The 17,268-nt window shown below is 32.4% G+C and carries 10 protein-coding genes and 1 pseudogene; 1 reads left to right on the top strand and 10 read right to left on the bottom strand.

What is annotated here, in order from left to right:
* Positions 1-100: 100 nt before the first annotated feature.
* The 10 genes and pseudogenes from HN894_04530 to HN894_04575 all read right to left on the bottom strand — a co-directional run bounded on the left by HN894_04530 (position 101) and on the right by HN894_04575 (position 16,672).
* Positions 101-1,116, bottom strand: a pseudogene (locus HN894_04530) (virulence RhuM family protein).
* Between the two features lie 33 nt (positions 1,117-1,149).
* Positions 1,150-3,639 carry a hypothetical protein gene (locus tag HN894_04535; GenBank protein MBT7142584.1) on the bottom strand — a complete coding sequence of 830 codons (2,490 nt, stop codon included), beginning with the start codon at positions 3,637-3,639 and terminating at the stop codon, positions 1,150-1,152.
* Positions 3,640-3,886: 247 nt separating this feature from the next.
* Positions 3,887-7,054 carry an N-6 DNA methylase gene (locus HN894_04540; GenBank protein MBT7142585.1) on the bottom strand — a complete coding sequence of 1,056 codons (3,168 nt, stop codon included), beginning with the start codon at positions 7,052-7,054 and terminating at the stop codon, positions 3,887-3,889.
* Positions 7,055-7,719: 665 nt separating this feature from the next.
* Positions 7,720-8,091 carry an ATPase gene (locus HN894_04545; GenBank protein MBT7142586.1) on the bottom strand — a complete coding sequence of 124 codons (372 nt, stop codon included), beginning with the start codon at positions 8,089-8,091 and terminating at the stop codon, positions 7,720-7,722.
* A gap of 27 nt (positions 8,092-8,118) precedes the next feature.
* Complete coding sequence (locus HN894_04550; protein ID MBT7142587.1) at positions 8,119-8,391, bottom strand: heavy-metal-associated domain-containing protein; 273 nt, start codon at positions 8,389-8,391, stop codon at positions 8,119-8,121.
* A 4-nt stretch (positions 8,392-8,395) separates the two neighbouring features.
* Positions 8,396-10,213 (bottom strand): efflux RND transporter periplasmic adaptor subunit, encoded by a 1,818-nt coding sequence (locus HN894_04555; GenBank protein MBT7142588.1) that lies wholly within the window; start codon positions 10,211-10,213, stop codon positions 8,396-8,398.
* Between the two features lie 11 nt (positions 10,214-10,224).
* Positions 10,225-11,454, bottom strand: a complete 1,230-nt coding sequence (locus tag HN894_04560) for a TolC family protein (GenBank protein ID MBT7142589.1) — start codon at positions 11,452-11,454, stop codon at positions 10,225-10,227.
* Positions 11,444-15,259 (bottom strand): efflux RND transporter permease subunit, encoded by a 3,816-nt coding sequence (locus HN894_04565; protein ID MBT7142590.1) that lies wholly within the window; start codon positions 15,257-15,259, stop codon positions 11,444-11,446. The genes HN894_04560 and HN894_04565 overlap by 11 nt, the downstream gene beginning before the upstream one ends.
* Before the next feature lie 292 nt (positions 15,260-15,551).
* Complete coding sequence (locus HN894_04570) at positions 15,552-15,974, bottom strand: hypothetical protein (GenBank protein MBT7142591.1); 423 nt, start codon at positions 15,972-15,974, stop codon at positions 15,552-15,554.
* A 104-nt stretch (positions 15,975-16,078) separates the two neighbouring features.
* The gene (locus HN894_04575) at positions 16,079-16,672 is read right to left on the bottom strand and encodes a helix-turn-helix transcriptional regulator (protein MBT7142592.1); all 594 of its coding nucleotides are present in this window, start codon (positions 16,670-16,672) and stop codon (positions 16,079-16,081) included.
* Between the two features lie 349 nt (positions 16,673-17,021).
* On the opposite strand from HN894_04575, the gene HN894_04580 reads away from it, so the two are divergent.
* A complete protein-coding gene (locus HN894_04580; protein MBT7142593.1) occupies positions 17,022-17,231 on the top strand; it encodes a hypothetical protein in 210 nt (69 codons plus the stop codon).
* Positions 17,232-17,268: the final 37 nt, after the last annotated feature.

Below are 17,268 nucleotides of genomic sequence, written 5' to 3' on the forward strand. Positions count from 1 at the left end.
CTTTCAGTACATGCTCAGACCACGCTTTGTCAGGGGCTTAGCAGCTCCAATGTTCAATCGGCCTCTATTATCGAGCCCTCTGCGAACTTAAGTTTTATTTCTATATTTTTAAAATATTAAAGGTGGCTTTATCAAAATCAGAAATATAGTTTTTGTCCTGTTTTATTCTGAAAATGTCATATTCGCCCTCTGCCTTAAGTTTTGCCTCTAATGCCGAAACTTTCCCTTTGTCTAATAAAATTGGATAATCGGACAATTCCAGAAATTTATCCAGAAATACTACCCAATCTTTCATATTCATTACAATTCCCCTGCTGGCTCTGTTTTCGGCTAAATCTAAATAAGCTGTTACAATTCTTTGCAATTGTTCAAGATGCTTACTTTCTAAATAGTTTTTGGCGATACTCACATCCGATTTTAGGATTTTCCCATCAGGTGCATTTTTCCACGATTTTAGTCCCATGAATATTTTAGTGGCATCGGCTTTGGTATAAATAATTTCGGCTGCCGTTTTTCCTTGTATTGCCCAGTGCATTTTATTCTGTGTGGTGGCAAAAACTCTTTTGTAATAAATGCGTCTTTATTATAATCGGCAGAAAGGGCATAAATATCTGTTATTTTCTGATAGAACCGTCTTTTGCTCAAGCGTATTTCCCTGATGCGCTCCAACATTTCCTCGAAGTAGTCTTTGCCAAAATGTTTCATTTGCTTTAAACGCTCATCGTCCATGGCAAAGCCTTTAATGATGTATTCGTGCAAAATTTCGGTAGCCCATTTTCTAAATTCAAGAGCTCGCTCGGAGTTTGCTCGATAACCAACCGCTGTAACCGCCCTTAAATTATAGTATTTAACTTCCTTTTCCTGTGTTTTTCCAACAATAGCACCGTGTTGAGTGGTGTGTCGGAAATCCCGACATACCACTTTTTCATCTAATTCGCCACTCGTAAATATGTTTTTCAGATGCTCGGTAATTGTACTTCTTCCTTTTTCGAACAGTTGACTCATTAACTTTTGTGTAAGCCACAGTGTATCGTTCTGAAAATAGACCTCAATATTTACTTTCCCTTTTTTGGTTTGGAAAATAACGAAGTTTGGTATTTTTTGTAAATCATTCATTTATAGTATCATTATTTAACAATTTGTATGGCTTTATTTAATTGCATATTTTCTTTCTCTATTAATAAATGCTGTTGTTCCACCTTCAAGAATATCACACACATGCTCTCTTATTCCTTGTGAATCTAATATTGATTTAATTTCATCGTCTTTTATGCGAGTATTTTCAATACTACCAGTTACATATTGAAATTTTTTATTCTCATCTGTGTTTTTATTCTTTATACCTTGCTGATTTGCAACAATTACTAATTCACTATCCGCTCCAACAACAATATTTGGATTATGAGTTACTAAAATGATTTGTCTTTCTATTTTCATTTTTCGCAGATATTTTGCCAGTTCAGTATATATTGCTCTGTTATCTAAATCATCTTCGGGTTGGTCTATTAAAATAGGACATTCTTTATTACTAAAATCAAGCAACAATTTTAAAATAACAAATGCTTTTTTACCTTCAGACATTTGTTCAAAATTATCGCCATCATAAATTAAATCATAGCTGATTTTATAATAGTTTTCTGAAAGTAAATTATTTGAAAATTTCCGGTTATCAAATTCCCCTTTCAATTTTAACTTATTGGAAATTAAATCTTCAAAAATTTGAAATACAAATTCAGAAAGAGAAGGTTTTCCCATAATTACATAAGCCCCAGAAAGATAAATTTGATTGTTTTTACTATTCTGATTTAATGACGATTTTAAAAAACTTAAACATCTATTTGATTGCTCTATAAGTTTAGATTTAATTCTTAAGTCATCAACTGAATCTGATAATTTACTTATTATTTCCTCGCTCTTTACGAAGAAATCATTAAAACTTAACTTCAAGCTTTTTTTATTTGATGCATTCTGCTTTTCTAATTCTTCAATTTCAGAAAGAATTGATGTAATTTCATGAAGCTTTTTCTTTTCTTTACTTATTTTATCATCAAGCTCAGAAAATTGAGCAGATTCATTAAATGCCTTCGATACTTTAATATAGGTAGTATCCTTTAACGTTGTTTCAAGTTCTGATTGTATCTGTAAAAGGTTCTTTCCTATTAATGTTTTCTGATGATTTATTTCTGATTTCCATTTTGTTGTAAATTCTTCTTTTAAACTTTTGAAAATAGTTTCTATAACATTTTTGTTTGTTTCAGAAACAGAGGTTATATCATAAGAGATACTTTCTTTAAAAAGATTTATTTCTATTAAAGAATCAATTATTTTATTGTCTTCTTGTAAATTTGCTTTTTGCTGATTCGCTTTGTCAATTTTATCCTTTAATAAATAATATTTCTTTTTTTCTTCATCAATAATTTTTATTGTTGTAAGCTTGTTTAATTCAGTACTTAATCGTTTAATTTCATCTTCTATTCCTTTCTTATCCCCTTTATCGCTTGCTTGCAACTTTTTTTCAGATATTTCATCATGAAGTTGAAAATAATCATTGACTAAATTTGAAATCTTTTTCCTATTTTCAGAAATTGATTTATCATAGTTATAGAGAATTCTTTCTTTTCCTTTATTTTTTAGAATTTTCTGAATAAGCTTATCCTTTTCATATTCATCTCGTGCAATATCATACATATAACCTTGGTGGAAATATTCAATTTCTCTTTCATTATTTTCAACACCATCCTTCCAAATTATCTTAAGCAATTCAGATATTTCATCAATATAATTATCATAGCCTTTTTTATCTTCAAATGTTATAGGAGCATCAGTTTTTAATTTCTTTGCAATGGATGCAAGAAGAATAGATTTACCTGTAGAGCGTCCACCAATAATTGAATTTAGGTAGGAATTAAGTTCTATGGATTTATTATAAATGTCATGATAATTTATTTCCAATTTATCAATAACTTGATAATTTGATTTTTTTTCAGGATTATCAATGCTAAAACCAACCCTAAGCTCAGGCTCATATGTTATTTGTTTTAACCCTTCAAATGTAGGGTCAGCCTTTATCCATGTAATATTTTTTATAGTTTCATCTTTATTTGTTTGTTTATTTTTTTTGACGACTTTTTTTCCTAAATAATTGTCGATGTCATTAAATGAATGTGCATCACAAGCCGAAATTACAGGTTTTGGTTTAGCTTTCTCCTCCGTTTCATACCTTTCAACATTTAAGTAATAATTTATATTTTGTTCGCCCCCAAAGAAACCATCACAAACTTTATCAATTTCATCAGATACGTTTAATTTCCTTGGTGATGACGTATCAGGACGGAGACCCGCATTATTTGCTGCTGCTATAATTAAATAACATTCATCTTTACCAAATACCTCTTTGAGTTTCTTTCTTATAAAATCGTGTTTAACTCCTGCTTTTTCAAAATCGCTTTTAGTAGTTAAGTTTTTACAGGAAATTACAGCATCATTAAACTTTATATTTGTATCTAATTTCAATAAAAACTCTTCAATTTTATCTTTTGTAACTGTTGCAGAATTTGAGAAAATTATATGAATATTTACTTCTTCAGCACTTTTATTTACTGATACCTCAAGTCTTAACTCAACATTTGGAAAGAACACCTTTTCCGATAAAGGGAAATACTCTTTATGCTTTTCAATGAATGTAAAATAATTTTCTACTGAAAAATAATCTGTAATACCAAAAACTGAAACATCAGATTTCTCAATTTTTGTACAAAATGTTTTCCAAATATTCTCATCTCCTATTTGTTCAAAATTATCGCTTAATTTTGTTTTTGGAGTATGAATGTGCAAATCCCATTTATGCCATTCTGAACCTCGGTTATATTTACAATATTCTAACATATTACTCTATTTCAATTCTATCAATTTCTTTCATTAGTCTGTCCGTTTCTGAAAGTGCAACAATAATTTTCTGATAATGTAAAATATCATCAAAATTTAGTGTTCTTCCTTTTCGGTCTTTTAGCCATTTTTGGGCTGGCTGATAACCGCCAATATAAAATTCCCAAGCTGTAAGCGGTATATTTTCAAAATATTGTTCTGCATTTATCCAAATCCTGCCAAGGGGGCATGCCCCCTTGGTGTCGGTTATTTCCCAATCCTTTTTTCCAATTTTTGTTGTAAGTGTATTATCGCCATCAATTGGATAGCCTGTTATGTATTCTTCTACTTTTGGACTTTCCAATAAATGTATTTGCCTAATCTCTCCACCAAGTTTTACTAATTGCCAAAAAGTATCTTTGTTTTTTGGATATGGAACTCTTGGAAAATCAATTTTTAGAAATTCTTTGTATTTCTCCCTGTAGGTTGGTGAGTATAAGACAGCATAGATATAATCTAATAAATCAATTGGAGCATATGTATTCTCTGTTGATTCCTTTTCATTGCTAAAAGTTAAATCAAGCTTGTCGGCAATTTGTGTTACTATTCTCAAATCAAAGTTCGGAACTCTTTCATTTGTCGGCTCTAAGGTCTGCTGACCATTTTGTTCAGGATACAGATACAATGGAAAATGATATGACTGAATTGTTCTTTCTGCACTTTTCATTTCAGAACATCCAGTTGTTATAAAATAACTATCAACTGTGCCTGATTTATTCTGACGACTTAGCAATAAAGCCAAATTTTTATTTGATACCATATGCTTCATCGTATCATAACGTGGTCGACCTAAAAAACCACTTGATTTTCTGTTCAGTAAAGTATATCGAGAATCAAAAGCCTTAACTAATATCTTTACAAGATTATATTCCCCAGTAAGTAAATCATTTTTAGCATTCTCTAATCTCCAAGTCCCATCCTTCACTCCATATTTGTTTCTTAATTCATCAATTTCTAAATGAAGAAAATCATTTTCTAATTCAAGAATATTATCTTTTGAAAACTGGAGTGTCAATGAATCATTTTTTGTTTGAATACCAGTATTCTTATTTTCAAATAGGGTTTCTAAACTAATACCTTTTTGATATGTGTTTTCTTTTGAAAAATCTTTTGGTACAAAAAAGAAATATGGTTCTTGGTATGGAATCTCACTCCATAAGATGGATTTAAAATCATTATTAATTAAATAATTGTATTTGAAATCCCTTTCACCATAAACATCAACATGATGCACTTTCCCAAGTTTCTTGCTCATTTTTGATTTAACAAAGATATTTATGGATACACCAGTCATTATATCAAAAACATTCTGGTCTGGTCTACCATCTTTGGCAACTTCATTTTTCTTTGCATTACCGTGCAAATCAATAATGTATATTTCATTGAAGGTTTCAAGTAAATTTTTTCGCATTTGACGATGGGTAACTCCATCTAAAAAACTATTACTTGATATATAAGCTAAAATACCTTCACCATTTCTATCTATACAATGCTGACCATAACGAATAAATTTAATGTAATCATCATCAATGTTGATTTTACGCTCATTTAAGTTTTTTTTGTAAACATCAAGAAGGCTCTGTATCCATTCTCCTTTATTAGTACTACTTACAGCATAAGGCGGATTTCCAATCACACACATTACAGGCGTATCACGTTTTATATGGTTTGCTTCGTTTGCTTCTGTACTTAACCAATTAGAAAATAAAGTTCCTGTATCGGGGTGGTGTTCTTCAAGCGAGTTGGTGAGATAAATATTAAACCTTTGGTTTTTGGTGGCTTTGTAGCCAGTTTCACGTAAAAGCATATCCAATTTAAGATGTGCCATTGAGTAAGAAGCCATTAAAAGTTCAAAGCCGTTTAGCCGTGGGATTAAATGTTCATCTACATAACCACTCCAAGCACCTTGCATTGCTTTAAATCGTTTGCTATAAATGAATTTTACTACTTCGGCAAGAAAAGTTCCTGTTCCAGTTGCAGGGTCAAGAATTTGTACTTTATGAACTTCCTTTTCCTGCAATTTTTTACTGCCCTGAATAGGCACTTTAATTTTTGTCTTGCTTGTATCAGCAAGTCCTTGTGGTAAATCAAATTCTGTTTTTAAAATGTCGTCAACTGCACGAACAATAAAATTTACAACCGGTTCGGGTGTGTACCAAACCCCTCTTGCTTTTCTTAATTTGGGGTCGTATTCGGCAAGAAATGTTTCGTAAAAATGAATTATAGGGTCATTGGTTTGAGTGCTTTTTCCAAAATTCTTTAAAAGCTGCTCAACGTTTGTTGCTCTAAAAACTTCTGCAAGATTGTCAACGGTTCTTACAATTCTGTCGTCAATATCGGGTCCTGCTACATAACCAAAAAGTTTACGCAAAAACGGATTTGATTTTGGAATTAATTCGGCTGCTTCTTGTCGGCCAAAATCGTCAAGTGTTGTATCGTGCAATCTCGCCGCAAACATTCCATAAGCCAATGTTTGTGCGTAAATGTCTGCAAATGCTTTTGGTGTTAAATCGTGAATTAATATATTTTTGAAAGTCTTATATTGTTCTCTTAATGAAGTATTTTCTTGTGTTTCTTCATCAGATGTAATTGCTCGTTCTAGAATATCTTGAAGTAATTGAGCTTTTGAAGCCATCATTCCAGCAAGTTTCTTGCTTGATTTAATGGTTTGCCCAATATGAGTGCAAAAATTCTTAATCAGATTTTCAAATTTCGAGAAGTTGTCAGCAAGTGGTTTTACAATGGGGCATGCCCCATTGGTAAAATCAATTTCTCCAATTTTTATTTCGTGTATTAGTTCTCCATTTTGGAAGAATTGAAACCAAACGTAATCTGTTATTATCAGGTTGTCAAGTGCTTTTTTATAGCGGTCAAATTGTTCTTTGTATTGTTTTCCGTTTAAATCTTTTCCTATGTCTTTGGCTTCGATATATCCAATTGGAATTTTCCCTTTCGTTATCACATAGTCAGGGTTTCCGCAGTCAGTTACATTTGCAGGTTCATTTGTTATTTCAACGCCTTTTACCAATTCTCTAATCAAGGTTTCAAGGTCGCCACGATATGAATGTTCTCTGGAAATTCCCGATTTCAGTCTTGTACTTATTTTTTTTATATATTGTTCAATCGTCATAATTCAGTTTCATTGTTTGTACGAGAGTTGGCAAAAAATAGCTCTTTTAATTTTTTTGAGTTTTGCCAGTGTGTCAGCAAAAAACTAAATGTGCTATTTGTGGGCTGGCTTTTCATTTTATTTTTCAATTTTCATCTTCAGTTCATTCGGAGCAATTTTGTCTATCAGCATGGCACACAACATTAGTATAAACAGAAAATTCCATATATTTCTATAATATTTTCAAGTTTTAATTTCAATCTCATCGAAAGGATTTACAATTTCATAAACTTTGTGCTTGATACATTTGTGTATATTTCAGTTGTTTTATTTGATTCATGTTCTAATATTGATTGACTTTGCTATTCATAGTTTAAATTAAAAACACTTTTGCAAAAATATAAGAATTCTGTAGGCTCGCAAAGTATTTTTGTTTTTTTTCCTCTGATTTTATCTTATTAAATTATTTTTTATTAATCAAATTCCGTATATTTCCAAAAATAAGAGATATACGGAACAATCATAAACTTTGCAATTTGATTTTTTACTACATGTTGAACTAAATCCAAACAACTTGCAAAAGAGGCTTTTAGTAAACAATTATTTCTAAGAAACTGTCAAATGGATATATTTCGATATTTAAAAAAAAATGCCGACTTGCAATAAAAACAAGCCGGCAACTAATATTAATGTTGGTGTTTAACTTTTTTTGTATCGTCAACTTTATTTCTCTCATATAGACAACAGCCCGGCAATGCATTATATACTTTATCTTCAGCTTTGTGCATATCGGTATCGTGTCCTACTTTTGCAACTGCTTTTTGAATTTTATGATTATCTGTTTTTGATTTGTCAAAAGAAACTTTAAGCATTTTTGTTTTCTTATCCCAATCTGCTGTTGTAACTCCTGTAACAGATTTTGCAGCATTTTCAATGCGAGTTTCACACATCCCGCAATTTCCAGAAACTTTAAATTCTTCTGTTTTGCTTTGAGCAAAAACAGACATTGTTCCTACAATGAAGAACATTACTCCTAAACTAAAAATTGATTTTTTCATTTTATAAATTTTAAATTAAACAATTATTTATTTACTCACTCTCCCTATTGCACAACTCACAAACGATTTTGCAACAGAAAATGTATTATTATTACCTGTTTCGGGATAACCCAAAACTGATAATTTCTTTTTGTACTTATCAATATTCTTATCTACTCCCTCAAAACTAATTTTAACAATAGAATTTTCAATATCAATATCCACATTTGCAACTTCTTCAAACTTTACTAAAGCCTTTGTAATTGTCGATGCACAACCGTTACATTTTAAATTTTCAATCTTAATTTTTATTGTTTTCATATTTCTATTTATTGAACTGTTTTTTTACTTCTCCGCATTTTAGCATTATATCGCCAAAATATGGATTTTTGATTTCCGGTTCTTTACTTATCCAAAAACCACCTTTGTTGTCAAATGCCATTGAGCAATACTCCAAATAAAAGGTATTGTTAGTACTAATACCAAATATCTCAATTGCATCAATAATTTTGTTTGAAATTATACTAAAATGACTTCGTTTCATTTCAATACCTTCCATACTAATAATACTATTAATATTATCTTTTATAGGTTTTAATAACTTCATCCATTGATTATGAGCATCATCTTTTAGCAACGACATATCAACTTTGTTTAAATTAGCTAAAAGATTTACAGCTTCTATCTCAACAGCTTTCTCATCTGTTGCAACAAAAGCATCTTTCATTTTCAAATAAGCATTTACAAATGTTCCAAGTTGATTTTTGAATTTTTCGTCAACTTTTTCAGATATAGAAACATTAGGTTTTTTATTATTTTCCATTTCTTCATTGCTCATTTCATTATCTCCGTGATTATGACCAGTAGAAACTTTTTCGTCTTCCGGATTCATCATACTTTGTTTGCCAAGCAACTGAGCCGATGCATCAATCTTAAAGACACCGTTTGATGCAATTTCTTCTCCCTCTTTTAAACCATTGGCAACTACATAAAAACTACCTGTTTCCGGTCCCAAGGTAATTTCTCTGTGAATGAATGATGGAGTTTCTCTGTTTGCCACTTTTACGTACACAACGGCACGTTTGCCTGTCCACAAAATAGAAGTTTTGGGAATTAGTAATTGCTCTGAGTTACTTGCGGTTTTCGATTGCAAAATTCCGTTAACAAACATTTCTGGTTTAAAATCCAGATTTGGATTACTCATTTCCACCCTAAGCTGTGCAACTCTTGTATTTGCATCAATAAATGGGTCGATGTACGAAACTTTTGCAGAGTATGAATTACCTGGTAAAGATTGAAGTGTAAACGAAACTTCGTTACCCATTTTTATCCAGGGTAAATCGCTTTCGTAAGCATCAAACATAATCCAAATTCTACTTAAATCAATTACTTCAAACAAAGGACTTCCTTCTTTTACATAATTGCCTATTGACACATTTCTACGGGTAATTGTTCCCGAAATTGGCGATAGAATATCGAAATATATACTTGGTTCATCACTATTCTCGATATCATCTATTTGTGTATCTGTAAGTTCCCAAAGTTTTAGTTTATTACGTGTTGCTTTATAAAAAGATGGATTATCTCTTTTATACTTTGCCGCATCTAAGAGCTCTTGTTGGGCTGTATTTAATTCGGGCGAATATATAGAGGCTAATTTTTGTCCTTTTCTAACATTTTGTCCTGTATAATTTACATATAGTTTTTCTATTCTTCCACCAAAACGAGCTGTAAGTGTAGCAATATTTCTTTCATCTGGTTTTACTTTTCCTAATAAATGAACTGCTTTTTCAGAATCTCCACTTTTAACAATATATGTTTGCACTTCTGCCAATTTCATTGCACTTTCTGTCATTTGTATTTCGTTTGGGTCTGCTTCTTCGCCTGCATCATCGGTTTTCAATGGAATTAAATCCATTCCACAAATTGGGCAATCGCCCAGTTTATCCTGTTTTATTTGAGGGTGCATTGAGCAAATCCAGGTGGTTGGCTCAACAGTTTCTGATTCCGAATGATTGTGTCCTTCGTGATTCTCATTTGACGATGAGCCAAAGAATAAACTTCCAAGACTAATTCCAATCACGAGAGTAATCGCTATTATTACAATTTCTCTTATTCCTATTTTAAAAATATTTGATTTCATTTTTCTAAATTTTATAATCCCATTAAATAATTAATAAATGCAATTGAGGCTTGCTTATCAGTTTTTGCCCTTTCGAGTTCCAACGAATATTTCAAAACACTTTTATCCATTCGTAATATCTCCTCGAAATTTTTTCCGCTATTGGCATATTCATTTTCAAGCAATATGATGGCTCTTTTTGCCAGCTCGCTTTGTTTCGTGAATAGCACAGTTCTACGGTTTGCATCAGAATATTCGCTGTAAATCTTTTCGAATAATGTTTCTAAAGCATTAATCTGATTAAGTTTTTTATCCTCAAGAACTTGTTGTTGAATTACCATTTCATTAACCATCGCCGAATATTTTTTACGATACAATGGGATTGTAATTCCTACTTTTACCATTAAGGCATCTTTACCTGCATCAGGCGAAGTTCCCGAATTGCCAATTGCTGCATAATCTAATCCTAAAATAATATTTGGCGAGCCTTGCTTTCTGCTCTGTTGCTCGTTATGAGCAAAACTCTCTTTTATAAATTCTAAACTTTTAAGTTGATGATTGTTCATCGTCAAGCTATCAATTATTGCTTGTCTTGAATATTGCAAATCATCTATCCAAAGTGTTTTTGGTATTTGAATATCAGCATTATTTTCAACATTTAGCAGATTATTGAACTTTACAGAATTTACAAACAATTTATCTTTAAGTAGTGCCAAATTATTTTCTAAATCGTTTAGTTCTAATTCAACACGCAATTCATCAACACCAGATGCCGTTCCTGCCTCTATTCTGATGAGTGCCAAACGTTTAAGTGTGTTTAAGATTTCTATATTTTCTAAGCTAATATCTATTCCTTTTTGAATATAATACAAATCGTAGTATGTTGATTTTACATTAAAAAACAGATTAGATTTAGCATCTTCAAAATCTTCGTATTTCGATTTTGCTGCACTTATAAAAACATCCTCTTTACTATCTAAAGTTCCAAACCAAGGAAACATTTGTGTAAAGGTAACTTTGGCTTGCTGTGGTCCATTCTTAGTCTCAACGGGCATTACGAAATAGCCGAAAGTTAACTGTGGATCGGGCAAAGCTCCAACTTGCGGAATCTTCTCCAAACTTGCATTATATTCATTAAATTTTGCTTTAAGTGCAGGACTGTTTTTTGCAGCAGTTTCTAAGTATTGATTTAGAACATCTTGCGCAAACAACGAACTACCTAATGCAAGAAAAATCGTTATAATTATTATCTTATTTTTCATTCTCAACCTCCTTTTCCTTAATTAAACTACGCTTTAACAATCCTTCTTGCCACATACTGTAAAGCACTGGGACAACAAAAATTGTTAGTGTTGCTATAACCATTCCGCCAAAAATTGGAACTGCCATTGGCACCATAATATCGGAGCCTTTTCCTGTTGATGTAAGAACTGGCAATAATGCTAATAGAGTTGTAGCCGTTGTCATTATAGCAGGACGAACACGCTTTTTTCCTGCTTCTATGATTTTAGCTTTAACTTCTGAAACTGTTTTGGGTGCTTTTTCATCAAACAATTGTTTAATGTATATGCTTATTAACACACCATCGTCAGTGGCTATACCAAACAAAGCAATAAAGCCAACCCAAACGGCTACACTTAAATTAATAGTGTCAATCTGAAATAGGTTTTGCAGATGCACATCACCAAAAGCAAAATTCATAAACCACGATTGGCCATACAACCAAAGCATTATAAATCCGCCAGAGAAAGCCACAATAATTCCTGAAAAAATGAGAGTTGCACCCATAACCGAACGGAATTGGAAATACAGAATTAAGAAAATAGCCAACAAAGCAATAGGAATTACAACCATTAAACGCTTAGTTGCTCGTATCTGGTTTTCGTAATTTCCTGTGAATTTATAGTTAACTCCTGCCGGAATAAGAAGCTCGCCTGTTTCGATTTTTTTCTGTAAATATTCCTGTGCATTTTCTACTACATCAACTTCGGCAAAACCATCTTTTTTATCGAAAATTACATATCCGACAAGGAAAGTATTTTCGCTTTTAATTAGTTGAGCACCACGAGTATATTCGATTGTAGCTAACTCTCCCAATGGTATTTGCACACCCGATGGAGTAGAAATTAATAGTTTCTTTAAATCTTCGGGATTATCTCTGAATTCACGTGCGTAACGAACACGAATTGGGTATCGCTCACGACCTTCAACGGTTGATGTTAGGGGCATTCCGCCAACTGCTGAGCTTATATATTCTTGAAAATCCTTAATAGTTAATCCATAACGTGCAATGGCATTGCGATTGATATGAATTTCCATATATGGTTTTCCCACAACCCTATCGGCAAAAACCGACATCTTTGAAACACCTTTCACATTTTTTAGTAAAGTTTCGATTTGCAAACCTACTTTTTCGATGCTCTCTAAATCGGGACCAAAAACCTTAATCCCCATTGGGGCACGCATTCCTGTTGCCAACATCACTAATCGTGTTTCTATTGGCTGTAGTTTTGGTGCTGAGGTTAATCCCGGAATAATTGAATTAGCAACAATTTTGTTCCAAATATCATTTGGCGACTTAATTTCATCTCGCCATTGCCGGAAATACTCTCCTTCTTCATCAGGAATTAAATCATCTTTTTTTATTAGTTTAAAACCATCTTTGGGATTATATTTTGTTCCATCTTTTAAAACAAAAGCTCCATCATCAGTTTTTAAACGCATACGATGTCCACTCTCATCTAAAATATATTCCGATTTGTAATTAATAACATTTTCAAACATAGAAATTGGCGCAGGGTCTAAAGCAGAATTTACACGTCCCCATTTCCCAACTACATTATCAACTTCTGGTATGCTGTTCACTTTTTTATCGAGCAATCGGATTACATCAATATTTTCCTCAACACCCGAATGCGGCATTGTGGTAGGCATCAGCAAAAACGAACCTTCATCGAGCGATGGCATAAATTCTTTTCCGATACCAGGTAATGTTTCATCTATCGATTGCCAAATTTGGGTTTCGCTTATGAATTTTGGCATAAAACCAAACATCTTATCAAAACCTTGCCAAGCAGTTATGCCAAATAAAACAACAAAGATTGGAAGAGATAAAAATTTCCATTTATTGGCTAATGCCCAAGTTAAAATGTGAGGATATAAGTAAATAATTGAACTCAACAAAGCTAAAATCAAGGCAATCATAAAAGCAACAAAAAGTATATTACTAAACTCGCTAAATTGCGCTCCAAGAGGCATCCATTCTGCCGAAAGGTATTTTATTACAAGTAAAAGAACTAAACCAATATTGATATAATTTAGATATTTTTCTTTGCTCTCGCTCCATAAATACCCAAAAAAATTGTTTCCAGCATAAAGAATTACCATTATTCCTAAAAAATAACCACCAAGAACAATGAGTGTAATGCCTGCAATGGCCAAAACTATATTCAAATATCTACGGATTTTTTTTCCATTTACATTGATTGAAAAAATAATGTGAGCCAAAGTTGGGATAATTACCAGACCTATAACAAGTGCTGCAAGCATCACAAAAGTTTTGGTAAAAGCCAATGGGCGGAACAATTTCCCTTCGGCGGCTTCCATTGCAAACACAGGCATAAAACTAATTACTGTTGTGGCAATTGCTGTTAAAACCGCCGGTGCAACTTCAATGGTTGCATTATAAATTATGTTCATTAAATCCTTGCCTTTAGCTCCTTTATTTTTGGGCAAGCCAGTATGCCGAATTATGTTTTCGGTAAAAACCACTCCTACATCAACCATTACACCAATAGCAATGGCAATCCCCGAAAGGGCAACAATATTTGCATCAACTCCAAACTGATGCATTGCAATAAATGTCATTAATACACCAATTGGCAACAAACTTGATATTAGAAAAGAGGCACGAAGATTGAAAACTAAAATTAGCACAACCAAAATACTGATTAAAATTTCTAATGACAGGGCTTCTTCGAGTGTTCCAAGAGTTTCGTGAATTAAACCAGAACGGTCGTAAAACGGAACAATTGTTACTTTTGATGTTGTGCCATCTGCTAAGGTTTTACTTGGCAAGCCGTTGTCAATTTCCTTAATTTTATCTTTAATATTATTGATAACCTCCAATGGATTGGCTCCATAACGAGCAACTACAACACCACCAACAGCATCGGCACCACCTTTGTCTAAACCACCTCGGCGAGATGCAGGACCAAAATTAATGCGTGCCACATCTTTTATGCGAATTGGCACATTTTTTTTTACTGTAACCACCGATTCCTCGAGGTCCTCCAAAGATTTTATATAACCCAAAGCACGAATTAAATACTCGACCTTGTTAAATTCTATGGTTCGTGCTCCAACATCGAGGTTAGATTTTTTTACGGCATTGATAATCTGACCAATAGTTACGCCTTGAGCTTTCATTGCATTCGGGTCTATATCCACCTGATATTCTTTGATATATCCGCCAATAGAAGCAACTTCTGAAACACCTTTTGCAGATGTTAAAGCATATTTTACATAAAAATCCTGAATGGAACGTAGTTCTTGCGGATCCCAACTTCCGGCAGGTTTCCCGTTTTTATCTCTACCTTCAAGCGTGTACCAATACACTTGCCCAAGAGCAGTTGCATCGGGACCTAAACTTGGAATTACTCCTTCGGGCAAAGTCCCAACTGGTAATGAGTTAAGTTTTTCCAAAATTCGGCTTCTGCTCCAATAAAATTCGATGTCTTCATCAAAAATTATATATATGCTCGAAACTCCAAAGATAGAATTACTTCTGATAGTTTTTACTCCTGGGATTCCTAATAAAGCCGTTGTTAAAGGATAAGAAACTTGATCTTCTATATCCTGAGGCGAACGACCTGTCCATTCAGTGTAAACTATTTGCTGATTTTCGCCAATATCCGGAATTGCATCGACCGGAACGGGGACGCTCGGTATAATGCCGGTATCCCAACCAAAAGGCGAGTTTACTATCCCCCAAGCCAAAAAGACTGTGAGAAGTAGGATAGTAACTAACTTATTCTCTAAAAAGAATTTTATTATTTTGTTTAACATTATGTCTTATTTATGAACTATAAAATAGGATTTCATTTCTTTATTTTTTTATTGTTTATTGATGCCTGTGAAACTGACACAATAATATCGAAGAACACACTTTTTTTGTGCGTGCAAACAATTTTAGTAAACAAAAAATATTTGTTTACCTCAAGGGGACTTCTAAAAATAGTTAATTTCAAGGCGTAAGAAATTTTAATACCGCAGTTTACCATTGTAAATGAGGATTTTAAAATTTTGAAACAACGAAGAAATTTGCATTTTTAGATGTTCCCTCAATAAAGAAATGGAATCAAATAAGAAACACGCCAAAATCAGATTGAGCATCCGTTTTGTTAAGAGGCGGTAATGGAAGGAGGTTTGTATTGGTGCAATTTGCAAAAAACGCAGTTGTTTCTATTGTTTGAAATAAGGAAACAAAATGCAAATCAATTATTTTTTCAGTTGGAAGTAAAATTTTTACTTTTACAAAAACATTAGAAATTTTAAATGTTTCTGTTTTATCTTCGCAAGAGCAATCAACTTCTTGTTGATTGTTGCTCGATGCAGAAGTGTTGGTCATTTCGCAATGTTCCATATTGGTACAACAACTTTCTGCTTCTTGAAAAATGGCAGTGCTGTATAGTTTTCCGTGTGAATAATGTTTATTGATATTAATACCAATAAAACTTATCAGGAAAACGATTGAAACTAATATGTTAATGACTCTTTTCATTTCTTATTTATAATGGTTCAAAATTACACAAATAAATAATAAATCTCTTATACAATTTTGGATATTACTTATATTATTTTGAGATAAGTTTGTATAATGCAGATTTACAGCATATTATCGATTGAATTTCTTTCGTCTGGTTTAGTTTTTTTATATTCAGATAATGTAAAACCGGTAATTTTTTTAAACTGTTTTGATAAATGTGAAGCACTACTGTAATGAAGGCTAAATGCAATTTCAGAAAAGTTCAGTTCGTTATAATCCAATAATTCTTTAACTTTTTCAATTTTTTGAAAGATTATGAATTTTTCTATTGTTATACTTTCTTCTTTCGAAAAAATGTTTGAAATATATGAATATTGATATCCTAAATTTTTGCTTAGGAAATCCGAGATATTTATTTTTAAATCATCTGCCTTATTGTGATGAATTAAATCTACAACTAAAGTCTTTATTTGTTCTACAATTTTTTGGTTTTTATTTTGTATAATTTCAAACCCAATTGCTCTAAGCTCTTTATCAAGCGCGGCATAGTCGATATTTTCTGCTTCGATAACAGCTTCTCCAAGCTTTACTTTTGAAAATGGGATTTTAAGTTTAGTCAATGTTAGTTCTACTGCTGTTAAACAGCGAGGGCAAACCATATTTTTAATATAAATCGAGGTATTAATCATTAAGCAAATGTGTAAAATATGCATTGCTTATGTAAACAACTGTGGTTGCTAAGCGATAGAAACAGGAAGGGCAAGCACTCTCTTGTTTTTTTTGTGTGATGGCTCATCTGTTCTATTTTTTTCAGTGTTTAGATAATTATTGTTCTTGTAGTTTTTTTTTGTTTGTTGGGAATGTGTTGCATTTATGGTACGTGGCCATTAACTACTCTAATTTATGTTGTTTTCCTTTATGTTTAATTTACTATTCATTTGTCTTAACGACCTTAAAGCGGCCATGTGATATTAGGTGCTGTTAGCAACAGTTTTTGTTTATTCAATAGTTAGTTTTTCAGTAATTATCAAATTTGTCATATTATTAATTTAAAATTTAATTATGACAAATGTAAAAAAAATTTCTACAAGAAGCTATTCTAAGAAATTAAGTGAGCGCACTCAAGAAAGTTATTGGTGGCACATTAGCGATTATCAGAAATTCTGCAGAAAAGAGCCTGAAAGCACTGGCGTTGAAGAGCTTAGAGCATATTTTCAATCGATGCTTACAGATTGGATATACCGGAGCAAGCTGACCCCCTCCGAGCGATAAAAAAAATGTTGTTTTTCTGAGTGAAATTTGTCTGTCA

The sequence above is a fragment of the Bacteroidota bacterium genome, assembly GCA_018692315.1.
Lineage (GTDB): Bacteria > Bacteroidota > Bacteroidia > Bacteroidales > JABHKC01 > JABHKC01.